The sequence below is a fragment of the Thermococcus sp. 9N3 genome, assembly GCF_012027685.1.
GTDB lineage: Archaea > Methanobacteriota_B > Thermococci > Thermococcales > Thermococcaceae > Thermococcus > Thermococcus nautili.
Map to the genome: position 1 here is coordinate 132205 of NZ_SNUV01000001.1, position 19009 is coordinate 151213.

23 protein-coding genes and 1 tRNA gene are annotated in these 19009 nt (G+C 54.8%); 12 read left to right on the forward strand and 12 right to left on the reverse strand.

Going from position 1 to position 19009, the window contains the following annotated elements:
* Positions 1-26: 26 nt before the first annotated feature.
* From E3E30_RS00730 to E3E30_RS00745, 4 genes are read right to left on the reverse strand one after another with little or no spacing between them, the layout of a single operon-like run.
* Positions 27-416 (reverse strand): hypothetical protein, encoded by a 390-nt coding sequence (locus E3E30_RS00730; RefSeq protein WP_167728121.1) that lies wholly within the window; start codon positions 414-416, stop codon positions 27-29.
* Entirely contained in the window at positions 413-763 is a 351-nt protein-coding gene (locus tag E3E30_RS00735) for a hypothetical protein (RefSeq protein ID WP_167728122.1), read from the reverse strand. The genes E3E30_RS00730 and E3E30_RS00735 overlap by 4 nt, the downstream gene beginning before the upstream one ends.
* The gene (locus E3E30_RS00740; protein ID WP_167728123.1) at positions 760-1596 is read right to left on the reverse strand and encodes a DNA-3-methyladenine glycosylase; all 837 of its coding nucleotides are present in this window, start codon (positions 1594-1596) and stop codon (positions 760-762) included. Before E3E30_RS00740 ends, E3E30_RS00735 begins: the two co-directional genes overlap by 4 nt.
* On the reverse strand, positions 1563-1871 hold the full coding sequence (locus tag E3E30_RS00745) for a hypothetical protein (RefSeq protein ID WP_167728124.1): 309 nt from the start codon (positions 1869-1871) through the stop codon (positions 1563-1565). The genes E3E30_RS00740 and E3E30_RS00745 overlap by 34 nt, the downstream gene beginning before the upstream one ends.
* 88 nt (positions 1872-1959) lie before the next feature.
* On the opposite strand from E3E30_RS00745, the gene E3E30_RS00750 reads away from it, so the two are divergent.
* From E3E30_RS00750 to E3E30_RS00775, 6 genes are all read left to right on the forward strand, one after another.
* On the forward strand, positions 1960-3300 hold the full coding sequence (locus E3E30_RS00750; protein ID WP_042690683.1) for an NfeD family protein: 1341 nt from the start codon (positions 1960-1962) through the stop codon (positions 3298-3300).
* Entirely contained in the window at positions 3300-4109 is an 810-nt protein-coding gene (locus E3E30_RS00755; RefSeq protein WP_042690681.1) for a slipin family protein, read from the forward strand. The genes E3E30_RS00750 and E3E30_RS00755 overlap by 1 nt, the downstream gene beginning before the upstream one ends.
* Positions 4110-4241: 132 nt before the next feature.
* Entirely contained in the window at positions 4242-5021 is a 780-nt protein-coding gene (gene minD / locus E3E30_RS00760; protein WP_099211617.1) for a cell division ATPase MinD, read from the forward strand.
* Positions 5021-5269, forward strand: coding sequence for a hypothetical protein (locus E3E30_RS00765; protein WP_206205054.1), 249 nt, complete (start codon positions 5021-5023; stop codon positions 5267-5269). The genes minD and E3E30_RS00765 overlap by 1 nt, the downstream gene beginning before the upstream one ends.
* Before the next feature lie 87 nt (positions 5270-5356).
* Positions 5357-5605, forward strand: a complete 249-nt coding sequence (locus tag E3E30_RS00770) for a hypothetical protein (RefSeq protein WP_042690676.1) — start codon at positions 5357-5359, stop codon at positions 5603-5605.
* Between the two features lie 114 nt (positions 5606-5719).
* Positions 5720-7231, forward strand: a complete 1512-nt coding sequence (locus E3E30_RS00775) for an AMP phosphorylase (protein WP_042690675.1) — start codon at positions 5720-5722, stop codon at positions 7229-7231.
* Positions 7232-7236: 5 nt separating this feature from the next.
* On the opposite strand, the gene E3E30_RS00780 is transcribed toward E3E30_RS00775, so the two are convergent.
* Together E3E30_RS00780 and moaC are read right to left on the reverse strand one after the other, a co-directional pair.
* Positions 7237-7749 carry a hypothetical protein gene (locus E3E30_RS00780; protein ID WP_042690673.1) on the reverse strand — a complete coding sequence of 171 codons (513 nt, stop codon included), beginning with the start codon at positions 7747-7749 and terminating at the stop codon, positions 7237-7239.
* A 48-nt stretch (positions 7750-7797) separates the two neighbouring features.
* The gene (moaC, locus tag E3E30_RS00785; RefSeq protein ID WP_042690672.1) at positions 7798-8280 is read right to left on the reverse strand and encodes a cyclic pyranopterin monophosphate synthase MoaC; all 483 of its coding nucleotides are present in this window, start codon (positions 8278-8280) and stop codon (positions 7798-7800) included.
* A gap of 137 nt (positions 8281-8417) precedes the next feature.
* Between moaC and E3E30_RS00790 the strand changes: the two genes are divergently transcribed.
* Genes E3E30_RS00790 through E3E30_RS00800 form a run of 3 tightly spaced genes read left to right on the forward strand, consistent with a single transcriptional unit; the run spans position 8418 to position 12365 of the window.
* Complete coding sequence (locus E3E30_RS00790; protein WP_042690671.1) at positions 8418-9341, forward strand: ABC transporter ATP-binding protein; 924 nt, start codon at positions 8418-8420, stop codon at positions 9339-9341.
* 1 nt (position 9342) lies between these two features.
* A complete protein-coding gene (locus E3E30_RS00795) occupies positions 9343-11439 on the forward strand; it encodes an NEW3 domain-containing protein (protein WP_167728125.1) in 2097 nt (698 codons plus the stop codon).
* Positions 11436-12365: an ABC transporter permease gene (locus E3E30_RS00800; protein ID WP_167728126.1), complete on the forward strand. Its 930-nt coding sequence runs from the start codon at positions 11436-11438 to the stop codon at positions 12363-12365. The genes E3E30_RS00795 and E3E30_RS00800 overlap by 4 nt, the downstream gene beginning before the upstream one ends.
* A 77-nt stretch (positions 12366-12442) precedes the next feature.
* On the opposite strand, the gene E3E30_RS00805 is transcribed toward E3E30_RS00800, so the two are convergent.
* From E3E30_RS00805 to E3E30_RS00820, 4 genes are all read right to left on the reverse strand, one after another.
* Positions 12443-13882: an RtcB family protein gene (locus E3E30_RS00805; protein WP_167728127.1), complete on the reverse strand. Its 1440-nt coding sequence runs from the start codon at positions 13880-13882 to the stop codon at positions 12443-12445.
* A 61-nt stretch (positions 13883-13943) separates the two neighbouring features.
* Positions 13944-14384, reverse strand: a complete 441-nt coding sequence (locus tag E3E30_RS00810; RefSeq protein ID WP_051482162.1) for a hypothetical protein — start codon at positions 14382-14384, stop codon at positions 13944-13946.
* Positions 14381-15316, reverse strand: a complete 936-nt coding sequence (locus E3E30_RS00815; protein ID WP_167728128.1) for a tRNA (cytosine(49)-C(5))-methyltransferase — start codon at positions 15314-15316, stop codon at positions 14381-14383. Before E3E30_RS00815 ends, E3E30_RS00810 begins: the two co-directional genes overlap by 4 nt.
* Before the next feature lie 9 nt (positions 15317-15325).
* Entirely contained in the window at positions 15326-15754 is a 429-nt protein-coding gene (locus tag E3E30_RS00820; protein ID WP_167728129.1) for an archease, read from the reverse strand.
* A 366-nt stretch (positions 15755-16120) separates the two neighbouring features.
* Between E3E30_RS00820 and panB the strand changes: the two genes are divergently transcribed.
* Both panB and E3E30_RS00830 read left to right on the forward strand, forming a co-directional pair.
* Entirely contained in the window at positions 16121-16972 is an 852-nt protein-coding gene (gene panB / locus E3E30_RS00825; RefSeq protein WP_042690660.1) for a 3-methyl-2-oxobutanoate hydroxymethyltransferase, read from the forward strand.
* A gap of 147 nt (positions 16973-17119) precedes the next feature.
* Positions 17120-17527, forward strand: a complete 408-nt coding sequence (locus E3E30_RS00830) for a hypothetical protein (RefSeq protein ID WP_167728130.1) — start codon at positions 17120-17122, stop codon at positions 17525-17527.
* Here E3E30_RS00830 and E3E30_RS00835 read toward each other — a convergent pair.
* Positions 17528-17604 (reverse strand) — tRNA-Thr (locus tag E3E30_RS00835). It lies immediately after the preceding gene.
* Positions 17605-17643: 39 nt separating this feature from the next.
* Positions 17644-18459: a phosphatase PAP2 family protein gene (locus tag E3E30_RS00840; RefSeq protein ID WP_042690657.1), complete on the reverse strand. Its 816-nt coding sequence runs from the start codon at positions 18457-18459 to the stop codon at positions 17644-17646.
* A gap of 103 nt (positions 18460-18562) precedes the next feature.
* On the opposite strand from E3E30_RS00840, the gene E3E30_RS00845 reads away from it, so the two are divergent.
* Positions 18563-19009, forward strand: a complete 447-nt coding sequence (locus E3E30_RS00845; protein ID WP_167728131.1) for an HAD family hydrolase — start codon at positions 18563-18565, stop codon at positions 19007-19009.

A 19009-nucleotide genomic window follows, 5' to 3' on the forward strand; every position in this document is an offset into this window, starting at 1 on the left:
TGCAATTCGCTGTCATCATCCGCGCTTCAACCTTGAAGGTAGTAGGATATAAGCTTTCTCAGCTCAATGTTTCGGTTAAGTGGAAGCCTCAAGAAGCGCCTGAGCTGGTTGTTCTCCGCTATCAAACCAGAAAGCTCGATTGCGAGGATTTTGTTGTCCTCGCTAAGGCCGTAGGCTTTGTAACGGAGCGGAGCGTACTCCATTTCGAGCTTCCAGACTCTCTTTTCAAGCTCCTCAGCTTTCTTCTCGAGTTGCTCAAGCTCTCCCTTCGACTCCTTGAACTCTCCGATGAGTGCGATTTCAATAATCCTCTCTGGAGGGACGCCGTATCGCTCCGCGAGCTTCTCAATCTCGGCATTATCGAGCTCGACCTCAACCTTCCCGAAGCCCCTGTCTGGTTTGATTGTGAGCTTCATCTTAGTTCACGCTCCGTGAACGATTCGTTCACATTTCCTGAACTTCCCTTCTCATCCAGTCTTCTCCTGAGTTTCTCGTTTTCCTTTCTCAGCTTATCGCGCTCCGCCATCATTAGCTCCCTGTCCCTCAGGGCCTTCTCGTAGAACTCCCTCAGCTCGTCGAGCTGGTTCTCCATTTCCCGGAGCTTCTCCTCGAGCTTCCCAATTTTCTCCCGAAGGAACTCCTCCCGCTCGGCCCTGAGGGTTTCCTCGACTTTAGGAAGGTTCTCCTCGATTAGGGCCTTAACGTCCCTTCCCTTCAGGGATTTGAACTTCTCACGGGGCAGGATAATTACTACATCACTCATCTCTTCCTCCTCTCCATCTCGGTCTTCCTGTCGTAGCAGAGAATGTAAAAGGCCAGAAGCCCCTTCCACCTTCCGTAGGGTTCAATGATTTCCCTAACGTCCCTCTCCTTGACCTCCTTCGGCCTTTTGTCGAAAATCTTCGCTATTCCCCTCCTCAGGCCGAGGTCTCCAGCTGGATAGACGTTCTTCCTAAGGCCGTAAGCAAGGAACAGCTCCGCGCTCCACTTCCCTATTCCTCTGAACTTCGTGAGGTATTTGATGGCCTCTCCAACGTCCCGGTCCCAGAGTTCGAGATTCAGCTCGCCCTTTAAATAGAGCTCCGTGAGGGACTTTATGTAGCCCGCTCTATAGCCGAGTCTGGCCTCCTTTAGCTCTTCCTCGCTCAGCCCTGCAATCCGCTCGGCGGTGGGAAAGGCGTAGAGTTCTCCAACGGGCTCTCCGGCGAGTTTGACGAGGTTCCTAATCGTCCGCTGGGCAAACTCGTAGTTAACCTGCTGCTGGGCTATCACCTCGACGAGGGCCTGATACGGGCTTGGCGACGCCGGGCTAACGAGTCCGTAGAACTCCTCGATGAGGAAGGCGAGGGGTGAATCGCCTATCTCGGCGTAGAATGAATCCAAATCCGTGTCGAGGCCGAGAATGAAGGTTAGTTTTTCCCTCGCTTCCCTCCTCTCTCTTCTTCCCCAGTCCTCAGGGAAGCGGAAGTCCCCGTCGTAGGCGACCACTCCGGTCTTCCCGTTGCTCAGCCTCAGGGCCTGGTAGAAAGTGCCGTCCCTGAAGGCCCAGGTGCCGTTGCGTATCATTTCCTTTGCTGTTTTTTCAACGCTAACCATCGGTCGAGCCTTACGGGGTTGCGCCTTATATCCCTTAGGGTCAGGACCCAGAGCCTCTTCCCGTCGGAGGAGCGCCTTATCTCGATTTCCCCGTTCTCCTCGAGGAAGAGCATTACCTCCTTGACTCTGTCGGGCTTGAGACCGAGCTCACGAACGGTTTCCCAGAAGGGCTCTCTGTGTGAGTACCTTGCGAGTTCCATTACAAGCTTTCTCGCAAGTTCCCTTTTCTTATCCCCCTTCGCGAGACGGTAACTCCTGTAGGTTTCGGCGAGCATGGTTCACCTTGGTGCTGGGCATATAAATGGCTTTCCTAACTCTCGCCCGCAGGCAAAAGTTTTAAACGTTTAAGTGGTATCTCCTCTGATGAGAGCCATGAAGCGCGCCTTGCTCGTAATGCTCTTCGTTTCGATGCTGCTGGTTCCATTTGTATCTGCTGACAAGAAGGTGGTCTACGTTGGTAAGATAGAGGGCACGATAACGCAGTACACCGCAGACCAGTTCGCGAGCTACATAAAGACCGCCGAGGAAAACAACGCAGAGGCGCTGATTATAGAGCTCAACACGCCAGGCGGCCAGGGCGACGCGATGATGCGCATCGTTTCTCTCATCCAGAACTCGACAGTTCCCGTGATAATCTACGTTTACCCGAGGGGAGCGATAGCGGCCTCCGCCGGGACGTACATCGCAATGAGCTCTCATCTGATAGCAATGGCTCCTGCAACCAGCATAGGAGCCTGCGAGCCGATACTCGGCTACGCTTCCAACGGGAGTATAATCCGCGCCCCCGACAAGATTAGGAATTTCTACACCGCCTACATGCGCTCCCTGGCTGAGGAGAGCGGTAGAAACGTCACCGCCGCGGAGAAGTTTGTGCTGGAAGACCTGAGCTTAACCCCTGAGGAGGCCCTAGAGGCCCATGTGATTGAGGTCATAGCAAACGATGTCCCCGACCTGCTCAGGAAGGCTAACGGCATGCGGACCAAGGTTCCGGTTGCTGGGAAAGGCTACGTCACGCTTAATTTCACGAACGTTGAAGTGAGAGAGCTTAATCCATCGCTTAGCTATCGCATAGTCACGTTCCTCGCGAATCCGGCTGTGTCGTACCTCCTCTTCGTGGTCGGAATGCTCGGCCTTGTCTTCGGCTTCCTGACGCCCGGCTGGCACGTTCCAGAAACGCTCGGCGCAATTCTGCTCGTTCTCGGCGTCATTGGAATGGGCTACTTTGGCTACAACGAAGCCGGTCTCGTGCTGGTAATCCTGGGCATGATTTTCTTCATCGCGGAAGCGCTGACACCGACGTTCGGACTCTTCACAGTTGCTGGTCTCGTTAGCTTCGTCCTCGGCGGTCTGATACTCTTTGGCAAAGGTGGTGGAGGTGTTTACCTCGTGAGCGCTTCAACCTTCGAGACCCTCAGGGTGGCAATAATCGTTACAGGAGTCCTGCTGGCGTTGTTCTTCCTCTTCGGAATGGCGGCGGTGGTTAGGGCTCATCGCAGAAAGCCCGAGACTGGCAGGGAAGAATTGATAGGGGAAGTTGGTAAGGTCATCGAAGACCTCAATCCAGAGGGCGTAATCAAAGTTCGCGGAGAGCTCTGGAAGGCCGTATCAAAGGATGGTTCAACGATTAAAGTTGGAGAACGGGTTAGGGTTCTTGAGGTTCGGGGTTTGACTCTCATAGTTGAAAAGGTTAGGGGTGATAGCTGATGGCGATTGGGACCATCGTTTTGGGAATCGTTTTGCTTTTTGTTTTGATTATACTGGCAAGTGCCATAAAAATCGTCAAGGAATACGAGAGGGCCGTCATATTCCGTCTCGGTAGGGTCGTCGGTGCCAGAGGACCCGGACTGTTCTTCATAATCCCGATTTTCGAAAAGGCAGTCATAGTTGACCTCCGTACGAGGGTTCTCGACGTTCCCGTTCAGGAGACCATAACCAAGGACAACGTTCCGGTCAGGGTCAATGCGGTCGTCTACTTCCGCGTCGTTGACCCGATTAAGGCAGTCACCCAGGTCAGCAACTACATAATGGCCACCAGCCAGATTGCTCAGACGACGCTGAGGAGCGTCATTGGACAGGCTCACCTCGACGAACTGCTGAGCGAGAGGGAGAAGCTCAACCTCCAGCTCCAGAAGATTATCGACGAGGCAACCGACCCTTGGGGCATCAAGGTGACCACCGTTGAGATAAAGGACGTTGAGCTCCCGAGCGGAATGCAGAGGGCAATGGCCAAGCAGGCCGAGGCCGAGAGGGAAAGGAGGGCAAGGATTCTCCTTGCCGAGGCCGAGAGGCAGGCCGCGGAGAAGCTCCGCGAGGCGGCCGAGATTATCAGCGAACACCCGATGGCCCTTCAGCTCAGGACGCTCCAGACGATAAGCGACGTTGCCAGCGACAAGAGCAACGTCATAGTTCTACCGCTCCCGATGGAGATGCTGAAGCTGTTCCAGGCAGTTGGCGATGCCGCGAGGGCATACACCGCTAAGACGAAGGAAGAGAAGGAAGAGAAAGCCGAATGAACATTTCTGGCGATTACTTCTTTTTATTTCCACCGCAAAAGCTAAAAGCACTTCTCCATAAGCGATAATCGCAGTGCACCATGGGCCTTAAATTAGTACATGCCTATCATGATTTTACCGGAGGTGTCGGCTTTGGAAGGGCGTTCAATAGTTTTTGCATCCGGAAAGGGTGGAACCGGTAAAACTACAACCGTGGCAAACCTGGGTGTTGCTTTAGCCCAGTTCGGCAAGGAAGTGATTCTCCTCGACGCTGACCTGACCATGGCAAACCTCAGCCTCGTCCTTGGAATGGAGGACATACCAATCACGCTCCACGACGTTCTCGCGAGGGAGGCTGACCTTAAGGACGCAATCTACGAGGGACCGGCCGGAGTCAAGGTAATCCCCGGTGGACTCAGCCTTGAAAAGGTCAAGAAGGCCAAGCCAGAGAGGCTCAGGGAACTTATGAGGGAAATCGGCCAGATGGCGGACTTCGTCCTCATTGACGCGCCAGCGGGACTTGAGATGACCTCTGTTACCGCGCTCCTCATCGGTAAGGAGCTCATCATAGTTACCAACCCGGAAATCTCCGCCATAACTGACTCGCTCAAGACCAAGCTCATCGCCGAGAAGCTTGGAACCCTTCCGCTCGGCGTCGTTCTCAACAGGGTCACCAACGAGAAGACCGAACTCAGCAAGGAGGAAATAGAGGCCATCCTCGAGGTTCCGGTTCTTGCGATGATTCCTGAGGACCCGGAGGTAAAGCGCGCCTCCGCCTACGGTGTCCCGCTCGTCATCAAGAACCCCACCAGTCCTGCTGCCATAGCCATCAAACAGCTCGCCGCCAAGCTCGCCGGAATCAAGTGGCAGCCGCCCGAGCCGGAGAGCCCGATTAAGAGGGTCTTCAAAGCCATATTCGGAGGGAAGAAGTGATGGCGGAGGTCATCCTCTACGGACTGGTCATAATCCTCTTCATCCTGGTCATAATACTGGCAATCCTCTACGTTTCAGCGAAGAACAACCCGTACTACGTCGTTTACGACGAGGAGACCAAGACTGCCCTCAAGAGGCGTGTCATGAGCCTCAAAGAGGAACTCGAAGGCGAGCTGGAGCAGTTTGACGTTGACGACTGGGAGAGGACCCTCGAAGAGTCAATAGACGAGGAAGTCAGGAACCTCTGAGCTTCTTTTACCCTCTGTTATTAAACTTTTCTGGGCCGTTAAATTTTAAAACCTCCGTTGTGCTTCCTATTCTGGAGGTGGGGGGCGATGAGGACCAAGTTAGGGTATGAAGACAAACTCGTGGAGATAGCCGAAAACGAGGTTGTGGTCTTCGATGGAAAGCTCTACACCGCCCCCCTTGAGGAGGTCATTAAACACTACCTGTCCGGTTCAGGAGTTCTGCCCCCTGCCATCAGGGATGTGACCAACGACGTCATCAGACTGCTTCTGAGAACCGGTGAGCTCGAGACGATTATCCAGTCAAAGGTTCAGTACGGGGAGAGCCTTTCGGATTGATTCTACAAGTCTCTGACTATTGGGATTTTTCACATCACAACCTTTTGGCGCGCTCTTCTCGAAAACATTTAAGTAAGCTTTGACAGAGAAGATAAATTCACAGGGGGTGAAAGAATGAGGGCAAAGGTCAGGATTCTCGACTTCTACAGCGGCCGGTACTCGGTTCTCATAAACGAGGAGGACGCCAAGGAGGCCAAGCTCCACCCGGATGACCTCGTGAAGCTCGAAGCCGGGAAGAAGACGGTCTATGGAAGCGTCGTCATAAGCAACCTCGTGGAGAGGGGAGAAGTTGGAGTTAGCAGGGACGTCCTTGAGCTCCACAGCTTCTCCGAGGGCGAGACCGTCGCGGTTATTCCCGCGGGAACCCCGGAGAGCGTCCGCTACATAAAGAAGAAGATGAACGGCTCGAAGCTCAGAAAGGTCGAGATTGAGGCAATAATACGGGACATCGTTGACAGGAAGCTCAGGGACATCGAGATAAGCGCGTTCGTGACTTCACTCGAGATAAACGGCCTCGACATGGACGAGATTGCGGCTTTAACGATAGCGATGGCCGAAACCGGCGACATGCTCGACATCGACAGGAAGCCGATAATGGACGTCCACAGTATCGGCGGCGTTCCTGGTAACAAGACCAACATACTCGTCGTTCCGATTGTTGCCGCCGCAGGGCTAACGATTCCGAAGACCAGCTCAAGGGCCATAACCAGCGCCGCAGGAACGGCCGACGTCGTTGAGGTTTTTGCCGACGTCAGCTTCTCCCTCGACGAAATCAAGAGGATAGTCGAGAAGGTCGGCGCGTGCCTCGTCTGGGGAGGGGCTTTGAACCTCGCTCCCGCCGACGACATCACAATCAAGGCCGAGCGCGCCCTCAGCATCGACCCGACCGGGCTCATGCTCGCGAGCATAATGTCCAAGAAGTACGCCATGGGAAGCCAGTACGTCCTCATAGATATTCCAACCGGAAAGGGCGTCAAGGTTGAAACCGTCGAGCAGGCGAGGGCCCTCGCGAGGGACTTCATAGAGCTCGGCAAGAGGCTCGGCCAGTACGTTGAGGTTGCCATAACCTACGGTGGCCAGCCGATAGGACACACCGTCGGTCCGGCGCTCGAAGCCAGGGAAGCCCTCTCGGCTCTGATGACCGGCAAGGGGCCGGGAAGCCTCATAGAGAAGGCCACCGGACTTGCCGGAATCCTGCTCGAGATGGGTGGAGTTGCTCCGGCTGGAATGGGCAAGAAGATGGCGAGGGAAATCCTTGAAAGCGGGAAGGCATGGGAGAAGATGAAAGAAATCATCGAGGCCCAGGGAGGAGACCCCAACATCAAGCCCGAGGAGATTCCGATTGGAGACAAGACCTACACCTTCACCGCCCCAACGAGCGGCTACGTCACCGCGATAGACAACAGGGCGATAACTGCCATCGCGAGGGCCGCTGGAGCTCCTGAGGACAAGGGAGCCGGCTTGGAGCTCTACGTCAAGGTCGGTGAGAAGGTCAAAGAAGGAGACCCGCTCTTCACGATTCACGCCGAGCACGAGGCGAGGCTCGACCAGGCGATAGTTCTCGCGAGAAGGACAGAGCCGATAAGAATAGAGGGAATGGTCCTCCAGCGAATCGGAAACATCTGAGCCTTTCATTCTTTCAGCTTTTCAAGTTCTTTTCTGAACTCCTCCCTGCTCATGCAGGGCTGGTTCCTCTTCAGCCTGACCGCGGCAATCTTGTAGTTGCCCTTTCCGACGAACCTGCAGACCTTTTCCGGCTCGTCCACCAGCTTGGCAACCGCGTAGGTGATTCCGTCCCTCTCAACGTAGTCTATAACCGTGTCCTGGAAGCCGGTGAAGATTACGACGCATTTCCTGTTCGGGTCGAAGGGCTTCAAATCCTCGTCTATAGGTGGCAGTCTCTTGACGACGCACTCGTTTGGGAAATCGTGGGCCTTTACGCGCCTTATCAGTTCGGGCATCTCCCCGGTTTCTTCGAAGCGTTCGAGTTCCTCCCTCGAAATCTCGATGGGCTTCATTGAGTAGCAGAGAAACTCCTCGTCGTGAAACATCATGTAGGTTCCGTCCTTCAGGAACATGAAGGCTATCCTCTCCCTCGGAAGGTCGAAGACGTAGCCTGACTTGCTCTTTTTGACCTCGTACATTTTCCTCACCGGGCCAACTCTACAGGTGTCATTTATAACCCTTACTGGTCATTTCTGTTTAACCTTCTCCACAACGTGTATTCCCTCGATTCTGGTCACCGGGTACTGGCCATTCTCGTCCTTCTCGACGGCCTTCACCATGTCCCATATCGTGAGTAACGCGACGGTCACGCCGGTTAAGGCCTCCATCTCGACGCCGGTCTTGTAATAGGCGCGAACCTCGCAGGTGGCCTCGATGTAATCTTCTCCGAACTCGAAGGTTATGTCAACGCCGGTCAGAGGTATCGGGTGGCAGAGGGGAATTAACTCGGGCGTCTTCTTAACCGCTAAAATCCCGGCAATCTGGGCCGTCGCTATCACGTTGCCCTTCTTGGTCTTTCCCGCCTTAATGAGCTCTATCGTCTCGGGCCTGAGCTTAATCCTGCCCTTCGCAACGGCTTTTCGAAAAACGACGTCCTTGTGGCCGACCTCAACCATCTTGACGCCCTTTTCATCGACGTGCGTCAGCTCCATAAGACCACCACCCTTCATTCGAGGTAGAATATAAAAAGCGTGCCCCTGCTGTGAACTTCCGGCTGCGGTCAATGTGTGTTTGGATGGACCCAACAAAATTCTTAAAAATCTTGTCTCGATTTTGAATTGGGGAGAACCTACCCCGAGGTGTTGCCATGCCAACCACAGCCATAATGGTGGACAGCTTAATTAAAAGCTATGGTAACTTTCGGGCCGTTGACGGTGTCTCGTTCGAAGTCAAGGAGGGGGAAGTCTTTGGGTTTCTCGGGCCAAACGGTGCCGGAAAGACAACAACAATACTGAGTATACTGGGCATAGTCGTTCCAGACTCCGGCAGAATTGAGGTTTTGGGTTATGATATGGCCGTTGAACCCCTCAAGGCCAAAGAAAAGCTCGGCTATCTTCCTGAGAGTGCGACGATTTATGGCGAGCTGACGGCGTGGAAGAACCTTGAGTTCTTCGCCAGCTTTTACAAAATCCCCCACCTGGAAATGGAGAGAAGAATCACCGAGCTCCTCAAGCGCGTTGGCCTTTGGGAGGCTCGCCACAGGAAGGCCAAAACTTTCTCGAAGGGAATGCGCCAGAGGCTCCTCTTGGCCCAGGCCTTGGTAAACGACCCCGAGCTCTTGATATTTGACGAGCCGACGAGCGGCCTCGACCCCGAGGGAGCAATTCTCGTAAAGGAGATAATCCGGGAATACCGGCGCGAGGGAAAGACGGTTTTCTTCTCAAGTCACGTTCTCAGTGAGGTTGAGGAACTCAGCGACAGGGTCGGCATAATAGTTAGGGGCAAGCTCAGGGCCGTTGGGAAGCTTGATGAAGTTAAAAGGAAGTTCATGGAGATGGAGGGCTACGTAATAAAGGTAGAAACCGACGGCCCGATTCCCGAGCTCAAACTCCCGGGGGTTGTTTCCATTGAGCGTCCCTCCGAAAACAGCGCCGTGGTTGTTGCAAGAAGCGACATAAGAGCGGAACTTTCGCGGTATCTGTGCTCGAAGGGGCTCGCGGTGGTTTCGCTGACGATGGAGGAGCCCAGCCTTGAGGACGTCTTCCTGAAGACCGTTTACGGGGGTGAATAAGTTGAAAAGGTTTGCCGTCCTTTTGATTGTGTTGCTGTCCTCTCTTGCCCTGGCAAATCCGTACGTTACCGTTTATCAGGGCAGAATTTCCATCGGTGAAAAGCTCGCCGTCGGCAACTACACAGTCTTTCCAACTCTCGCGTCCAACGGAAGCCCGTACGTTATGGTGCTTAGGGGAGAGGAAGTTGTTGCGCTCGCACCTGCCACATTTGGCAGAACGATATTCCTTAAAGGGCTCGAAGTCACCGTTGGTAGTTACTTTGACAACTCCGTGTTTCTGATAGTTTCTGCCGAGGGGAGAAAAGTCCTAACCGTGCCTGCCAAGGTTGGAACTGAGTTTTCGCTCTCTGGGAGGGTATTCTCGATACTGAACGTCACCGATGAATATCTCGTTCTGTCCTGCGGCGATGTGTTTCGTGTTCCTGCCAACGGAACGGCCCAGTTTGACGGACTGCTCTTCCTCTACGCCAACTCAAGTCTCGAGGTTTACGCCGGGCCCGAGGTCAGGATTCCCGAGACAGAGGACTACTCGGTTTTCGTTCCTTATGACTCAATAACTGTTAGCGGCCCCGTTGATGTCCCAATCACGATTACAAGCCGCTCGAGGAATACCCTTAGGGTGCCCCTTAGAATCGTTTCAACGCCGGCCGGCTGGGATGCCAGCTTCCGTGAGAGCGGTCTCATCGTTGGCTCGGTGATTCTTCCCCCCGAGGGTTCCACCACTGTTGTTCTCCACGTTGAGCCGTCTGGAAGCGGTAGCGTGGTTTTTGAAGTCGGCAACGAGACTTTTGTTTTGAACGTGCAGAGCCTCGGTGTCTCCATGAACTTTCCGTATTCGGGAATCGAAGTTGCGGCCGGTACAAACGTAACAGTGCCCCTGACGTTTACGGGCTATGGCGGCGTTAACCTTTCCGTGAGCGCTCCTCCAGGATGGGATGCCTACGTGGTTTCCGGTAACTACCGGATAACGTCCTTTAATGTTGAGGGCAACCTGGGGGCCACCCTGGTCATTTCAGTTCCCAGAAACGCCACCCTCGGCGACCACAGGGTTGAGGTCATCGTCAATGGAAAGCCGTACGACCTGACCGTAACCGTTTACAAAACATACCTTGGAATGCCCGGAACACTAACAGTCAGGCTGGTTGATGATGCAGGCTCTCCCGTGGATGGCTGGATTTGGGTTGATGGGAAGAACGTTTCCGGGCCGTTGGCGGAGTTCCGGCTAAAGCCCGGAGTGCATGAGGTCAGGGCAGGTGGCAATGCTTTCAACGCGATTTCGAGAAACGTGACAGTCCTAGACGGTGAAACAAAAACCATAACACTCCGGCTTGAGAGAAAGCCCTACTACTTTGAAGTGACCCTCGGTAGGAGTTCCCTCACGGTTTCCTCTGACCAGCCGGGAGTAATCCCCCTCACCATAACGAACCTAGGCTCCAAGAAGGACACATACCGCGTTTCCCTTTCGGGTCTGCCCCAGGGATGGGACTACTCCCTGAGCCTCGATTCGGCTGGCCAGGACACCGTTAAAGAAATTTCCCTGGCACCGGGAGAATCAAAAACGGTTTACCTCATACTCTACCCGTATTTCTCCACGGGTCATGGTTCTCTTCGGCTAACGCTTACCGTTTCGGGTTATTCAATGGAGCGCGAGTACCCAATTGACGTGGCAGTGTCCAGCAACGCCCAGCTCGACGTCATCCCCGACAGGGATACCTTGGTTCTCAGACCCGGAGGTAGTGGCTCAATAAGGCTTAACCTTGATGTCTCCGGCGTTTTGACCAACGTGAAAATCACCGTCAGAGGACCGAGCGGCTGGAAACTCGACGTTAGTCCCGACCACTTTTCAAGGCTCGGAAGTTCTGGGAGCGTCATGATATCAACTTCAATACCCGTATACGTCACCGTTTCAGTACCCTCATCGGCGCCCGCCGGCACTTACACACTCGTAGTGGAGATAACCAGCGACCAGCTCAGGTCGAAGTCGATGCTCACCGTTCGCGTTGAGAGGGGCTCTGGAAGCACGTATCTCGGCGTCCTTGTGCTCGTCGTGGTCTTTGGGGCGGTCATTCTGATGATGAGGAGGGTTGGGAGAAGATGAACCCCTCATGGAACGTGGCCAAAAAGGAGCTCTACATTGCCGTTAGAACCAAGAGGTTCCTGATAGTGATGGCCATTTATTTTCTTCTCTTTGGTTTCATCGTCTATTCAACAAAGTCGGAGCTCATGGACATGGGTTCGGCGAGAGTTGGTTCAGTGGGACTGTGGGACATGTGGGCCGTCAGAGGAGACGTCTATTACACCCCATTTACGCTTATGTTTCTTCTGAACATGAGCCTCCTCACAATCATAGGGGCGGTTCTCGGCGTCTCCCTCGGGGCGGACGCGATAAACAGGGAAGTCGAGGAGGGAACCGCCAAGGTGCTCTTCGGACATCCCATATACAGGGACGAGGTTATAAACGGCAAGTTCTTGGGCTTTGCGGTCCTCGTGCTGTCTACGAGTTTCCTGACTTTCCTCCTCACAGTCGGCTTAATACTTCTCTTGGGATTGCCCCTAACGATGGATTCATTCATCAGAGGGCTCATGGGGATGCTTGTAACTGCACTTTACACCCTTGTTTACCTTTCCTTTGGCCTGTTCCTGTCAACGCTCTTCAAGAAACCGGAGAACTCCCTTATAGTGGGCCTTCTCCTGGCGATATTCGTTCCGATATTTTACAACCTCATTGCGGGGGCTATTGTAGATAAGATAGTCGGCCCCGAGCCCTACTGGGACTCACCGGCTTACAACGCGTGGGAGGAGAGCAGAAACGCGTGGATTCTGCGGTTCAACATGCTCAATCCGACGCACCACTACGTTCAGCTTATAGTTTACATCTTCGGGGGCGACGAGTTTACGAACTACTACACTCCGCTCAGAGATGCTCTCTCATACGGCTTCAACAACCTTGCACTCCTGCTGGTAATGCTTCTCCTACCCTTCGCGTTCTCCTACGTGAGGTTCCTGACGAGGGACCTCAACTGATACATTTTTTGGAGCGTGACATGCTATAGGGGAACAGAAGAGGAAAAGTGCAAGATTGAAGGGAAAAACACACGTAGTCAGCCCTTCGCGACGCCCATCGGACGCATCCTCGCGACGAGCTTTGCTATGCCCGCCTGGTGGACGACGTTGACGACGTTATCAACGCTCTTGTAGGCTCCCGGTGCCTCCTCCGCGACGACCCTTAGCGAAGCCGCGCGGACGTAGATGCCCCTCTGGAGGAGCTCGTTCCTGAGCCTGTCACCGCGGTACTGCCTCGTTGCGGCCTTCCTGCTGAGCAGTCTTCCGGCGCCGTGGCAGGAGCTTCCGAAGGTCTCTCTCATCGAGCCCTCGGCTCCGGCTAAAACGTAGCTCGCGGTTCCCATCGAGCCCGGAATAAGGACGGGTTGACCGACGTCGCGGTAGGCCCTCGGCACGTCCGGGTGGCCGGCCGGGAAGGCCCTCGTCGCTCCCTTCCTGTGGACGACGACCTTAACCTTCCTCCCGTCGACCTCGTGCTCCTCCACCTTGGCTATATTGTGTGCCACGTCGTAGACGATGTGCATCTCCATATCTTCCGCCTTACGCTTGAAGACCTCCTCAAAGCTCTCCCTGACCCAGTGGGTTATCATCTGCCTGTTGGCCCAGGCGAAGTTCGCGGCAGCTTTCATCGCGCTGAAGTACCTCTGACCTTCTTCGCTCTGGAAGGGAACGCTCACCAGCTCGCGGTCGGGCCACGGAACCCCGTACTTCCTGTTGGCCTTCTCCATTATCCTGAGGTAGTCGCTCGCCACCTGGTGGCCGAGACCGCGCGAACCGGTGTGAACCATCACGACGACCTGCCCCTCGAAGAGGCCGTACGCCTTGGCTATCTCCTCGTCGTAGATTTTGTCAACGACCTGAACCTCAAGGAAGTGGTTTCCGGAGCCAAGGGAACCGAGCTGTGGCGCTCCCCTCTGCTTCGCCCTCTGGCTTACCGCACTTGGGTCTGCCCCGTCCATTCTTCCGCCTTCCTCAAGATGCTCCAGGTCCTCCTTCCAGCCGTAGCCGTTGTCGACGGCCCACTTGGCGCCGTCCGCTAAGACGTCGTCGAGCTGGGTCCAGTGGAGCCTCACCCTTCCCTTGCTTCCAAGTCCGCTCGGGACGTTTTTGAAGAGCGTGTCAACGAGCTCCTTGATGCGGGGTCTTACCTCCTTCTCGGTGAGGTTGGTTCTGATGAGCCTGACGCCACAGTTGATGTCGTATCCGACGCCTCCGGGGCTTATTACGCCCTCCTTCACGTCGAACGCCGCGACGCCTCCAATCGGGAAGCCGTAGCCCTGATGCCCATCGGGCATCACTATGGAGTACTTGTAGATGCCGGGTAGCATGGCAACGTTGGCGGCCTGCTCCAGCGTCCTGTCCTGCCGCATCTTCTCGATGAGCTGGTCGTCAGCGTAAACCCTGCCCGGAACGCGCATTCTCTTGTCGAACTTCGGAATCTCCCAGCGGATTTTGTCAATCCTCTTCAGCGGAACCATCTTCTCACCCCCTCCTTAGGTGGGCCTAAGATTTATTTTAAGCTTTCGAGGAACGGAAATGTTACTCAATCCTTAACCTCCTCTCCTTCGGGACGTAGTTGAGCAACCTCCCGTTCTTGGCCTTGGCCGAACCGAGGTAGTAGGAGCGCCATTTGAGGAGCACCCAGCCGTCCGGCGCGTCAACTTCCACGCTCTCCCCGGCCAAATAGCGCCTCGCCCGCTCGTCGTCCAGCTCGACGACGTTCTTCGTCGCCTTCGGTCCGACGAGGAAGGCACCCTCAATCGTCAGCCTTATCCCGTCGCTCTCTATCCTGCCGAAGTAGATTCCCCTCCTGCCAGTGTCGCTTATCTTCAACTGACAAGGCTTGTAGGCGTAGACCTTGCTGTGGTTGCCCCGGATTTCGTAGATTAGCTCTGGAGCATAACCGTAGTTCTCGATAAGGAGCCTTTTAACGAGCTCGGCATCGCCGGTTTTCCCAATCTCGTCCCTCGGGTTGCTCATTCCCCATCACCCGGCTTGACTATCTTCGCTATGAAGAAGGCCTCGGTGTCGTTGTCGTTCGGGTGTATGCGCAGGGCCTTTTTCAGCTCGTCCGAGTAGGTCTTCCCCTCCCACTCAAGGACGGGCTCGCTCGTCTTCACGGGCAGGTCTATCTTTTCAAGCCTCGCGTCGGTCTTCCTCAGGAGGTAGTCAACGACCTCCTCGTTCTCCAGCGGGTCTATGGTGCAGGTCGAGTAAACAAGAGTTCCGCCGGGCTTCAGTGCCTTGTAACCGGCCAAGATAAGCCTCTTCTGAATGTTCATGTACTTGACGACGGCCTTCTCACGCCACTCCCTCAGGAAGCGCCAGCTCTTTCGTATCATTCCGACCGAGGAGCACGGTGCATCTAATAGAACCCTGTCGAAGGTATTCTCGAAGCGCGCGAATTTGGCCCCGTCCCTCGTCGTTACCCTCGCTATCAGAACCCCCATCCTGTTGAGGTTCGCTATCAGGACGTTGGCCCTGTCCCTGTTGGGGTCGTTTGCTATTATGCACCCCTCGTTCTCCATGTACTGGGCTATCTGGCCGGTCTTCGAGCCCGGCGCAGCGGCCATATCCAAAACCAGCTCCCCCGGCCTCGGCTCAAGCACAACTGGCGGAATCATCGAGCTGGCTTCCTGGCCGAAGATTAAGCCGAGGCCGTGCTCCGGAACCTTCGCGAGATTGTCAACGTTGATGAAGAACCCCTCCCTGACCCAGGGAATGGGCTCAAGCTCGAACTCCTCTTTGAGTCTCTCAACCACCACCTCCAGCGGGGCCTTGAGCGTGTTCACCCTTATGCTCTGCCTGAGGGGCTTAACCATGAACTCCCAGAACTCGTCCGAATCGTCGAGCTTTGAGTAGCGCTCGTAAAAGGCAGGATTGGTTTCCTTGATAACGTCCCTCGCGCTCATCCAATCACCTCACAGGTCGGGGACGAACTGTGCCATCCAGCGCCCGTCCGGCAGTTTCTCAATCCTCATGTCGTGGTAGGTTATCGCCTTGACTTCCTCCTTCGGCTCGTGCTTCTCGTAGTCGAGAACCTCTCCACAGGCCTTCGCTTTGAGGCGGTAGCCGTCCTCTGTCTTCTCTATCTTGACCCTGACGTCGCCGAAGACCAGTCCCTCCATATCGTGGAGCACCAGGAGTTCCTCAAGGAAGCTGTACAGGAGCGCCTCCAGGTCCTCTTCCTCAACCTCAATCTCGCGACACTCCTTCGGCTCGACCTTCCTCACGTCCACCATCACATCGAAGAGGCCCAACGCAACGGCCTCAAAGGCCTCCTCCAGCGTTGAGCCGTAACCGCGAACGCCTATGTCGGCGGTGTGCTCGTAGTGCTCCCAGGTTCTCATTCTCTCACCCCCACAGCCCTTTCTAACGAAAGCGCTGGCGGAAATCTCTTACTGTCCAACTTGCTTCTAAGGGAAGGGGAGCAGTAACTAACATCTCTTCGTGTTTGTTCGCACTCGAAATATGCCCTTCGGGCATGAGATTGCGAACCTTCTCAACGCTGTCCCCTTCAACGTGCTCTGCAGGCCAAGTACTCCAAATTCCCATCTTTTTCACCAACTTCGGGTATGGACTCTTCATGAATTCCAACCGATTCAAGGGGCAATCCCCCTGTTCTACATCATATCTCCCTTCGTTTTATGACCTTAATAAACTCCACCATCGAAACCGTTAATTAGACCGCCGTCGAAACGAAGGCAGGTGGTTGCATGAGGGAGGTAACGCCGAAGAAAATCCGCGAGATGAAGGGGAAGGAGAAAATCACGATGGTGACGGCATACGATTACCCCTCAGCGCTCCTGGCGGATAAGGCGGGAATTGACATCGTCTTCGTTGGCGATTCCCTCGGAATGGTCGTTTACGGCGATAACAATACGCTCAACGTGACTATGGAGCAGATGGTTTTCCATACGAGGGCCGTTGCAAGGGCCGTTAAGCGGGCACTTGTTCTGGCAGATATGCCCTTCTCCAGCTACGAGGTCAGCGTCGAGGAGGGCGTTAAGAACGCCGTTCGGCTTATTCAGGCCGGAGCCGATGCTGTGAAGATTGAAGGCGGTGCCGACCACGAGAAGCTCGTCAGGAAGCTCGTGAGGATGGGAATTCCGGTTATGGGCCACACCGGACTAACCCCCCAGCGCTATCTAAGGCTCGGTGGCTACAGAATCACGGGCGAGACGGAGGAGGAAATCGAGGAAATCCTGCGCGATGCGAAAGCCCTTGAGCGGGCCGGAGCCTTTGCGGTCGTTCTGGAGTTCGTTTTGGCCGATGTTGCGAAGCTCGTAACTGAGGAGGTCTCGATTCCGACGATAGGAATTGGCGCAGGCCCATACGTTGACGGTCAGGTTCTGGTCTGGCACGACCTCCTTGGAATTTACGAAAGCTCGCCTCCCTTCGCCAAGCGCTACGCCGAGCTGGGTGGGATTATCTTGGAGGCCCTGAGTCAGTACAACCGGGAGGTCAAGGCTGGAGAATTTCCAAGTTCCGAGCACTACTGGGAGTATCAGGACAAGGAAGACTTTGAGAGGAAGGCGAAAAACGCCCTCAGAAGGCTCGACCTCTGAGTTCTTTCGGTGACTTTTTGGATTCCTTCCAATTTTGTGTGTTTCCAGCCCTTCTTTGTAACCACTCCGTGGTTTTGGATTGTTTAAACTTCAAGATTTATAAGGGATTATTGCGGAATATTCAATGGTGGTGGCAGGGTGTTCAACGTGACGAGGGGTGCGAGGGGCAACAAGCGGCTCTTAGCGATGGTCTTCGCGTTCTCAGTGGTGGCAGTGGTGTTCATCGGCTTCGTAGTGGCCACTGGCTCGAGCGCCACCTACCACGTGACCCTGAGCCCCAACTCCCTTTACTACTTTTCCATTTCAGGTGGCTTCCTGACCCTTTCCCTGGACGTTTCCTCTTCTGAGCCCGTTACGGTTTGCATAACCGACTCTACAGGTCTTGCAAAGTTGGAGGCGGGTGGAAGGGCCCTGTGCTACCTCTATGCCCAGGACGTTATGAACATTAAGAGGGTTTGGAGAAGCCCCAAAGACGGTCAGTTCTACCTCGTGATACTATCTGACAAGCCCGCAGAAGCGACGGTTACCATAGAGCGCGGAATTCTTGTAAAATGATGGAGCCGGGACCGGGATTTGAACCCGGGACCTGGGGATTACGAGTCCCCCGCCCTGCCGAGCTAGGCTACCCCGGCACCGTTCTAAGGAACAGGCCCGGGATTTATAAGCTTTTCTCAGGGCTGACCGAGGATGCTCCGGATTACCATCAGCCACTTCTGGGGGTCGAGGGCTATAAGGAGCATCAGCGTTGCTAGGACGAAGTTGAACATGGTAAGGGCGCCGAGGGACTTAAGCTCAAGACGGTAGAGGCTCTGGGGAATCCTTACCGCCCATCCGTCCGTTACGCGGGAAACTGCCCACGCAAGAAGGAAACCCGTGAGGACATCGTATATCCAATGGTGACCGAGGAAGACGGTCGCAAAGGGAATTAAAGTGTTTATCCCTATCAGCACTTTTCCTCCAAGGCGCTTTCTGTACTTCCAGATTGTTATTATGTTTATCGCAGCGAAGGTGTTGTGCAGTGAAGGCAATACGAACTCCTGTCTCGTGAGGAGGGTGTTCTCCATCGAGTAACCTGGAATGTGGTAAACGTAGTGAGGGGCGTGAATGTGGACGAGAAGGTAAATCGTTCCGGCGCCTGCGTATGCCATCAGGTACCTTGCGAGGAGCTCGTCTGACGTCTGCAGGTCGCGCAGATAGAGAAGAACGTAAAGCACCATAAACCCTATTGACCCTGCGAATCCAAAGTAGTACACCCACCGAAGTGTCGTGTAAAGGGGGACGAGTGAGCGGGTATAGTCAAGAAGCCCGAGAACTAGGGATTTGGAGGTTAGGGGGAGCTTTAAAAAGTCACGGGTGATGTCAACGCTCCACCTGCCGATGTACCCGTATAAAACGCCAAACGCTATCCATCCGAAGTAGCTGAGGATGAAGGCATTGAGCCTGACGAGGACTTCTTTGTCGCGAAGCCTCGAGAGGAGTGGGTTCATTTCTTATCCCCCGGAGTTATGCTTTAACTCGTTGGTTATGTATCAGAGCAATTTGGAGCCAACCCTTTAAAAACTTTGCACTTAACCTCGGAAGGGTGGTAGCGTGGAGATACCCGGTTACGGAAAACTTGAGTTCAACGCCGTTCTCTTCGACCTGAACGGCACTCTGGGGGTTGATGGGAAAGTTTCAGATGAAGTCAAGGAACTCCTTGCGAGGCTTGCCGACCGCTACACGGTGGTCGTTCTCAGCGCCGACACCTTCGGAACTCTGGAGGAGGAGTTCAGAGGGTTGCCCGTTAGAATCGAGAGGGTCTCAAGCGGTGCCGAAAAGGCCGAGATTGCCGAAGGCTACGCACCTTACGTCGCGGTGGGTAACGGGAACAACGACGTTGCCATGCTTGAGAAGGCGGAACTGGCCTTCTGCGTGATTGGGCGGGAAGGGGCGAGCGTTGATGCGCTTCTCGCGAGCGATGTAATCGTTACGGATGTCAGGGACGCGATAGAGATGCTCCTCAACGAGAAGAAGCTCATAGCGACTCTGAGGAGGTAG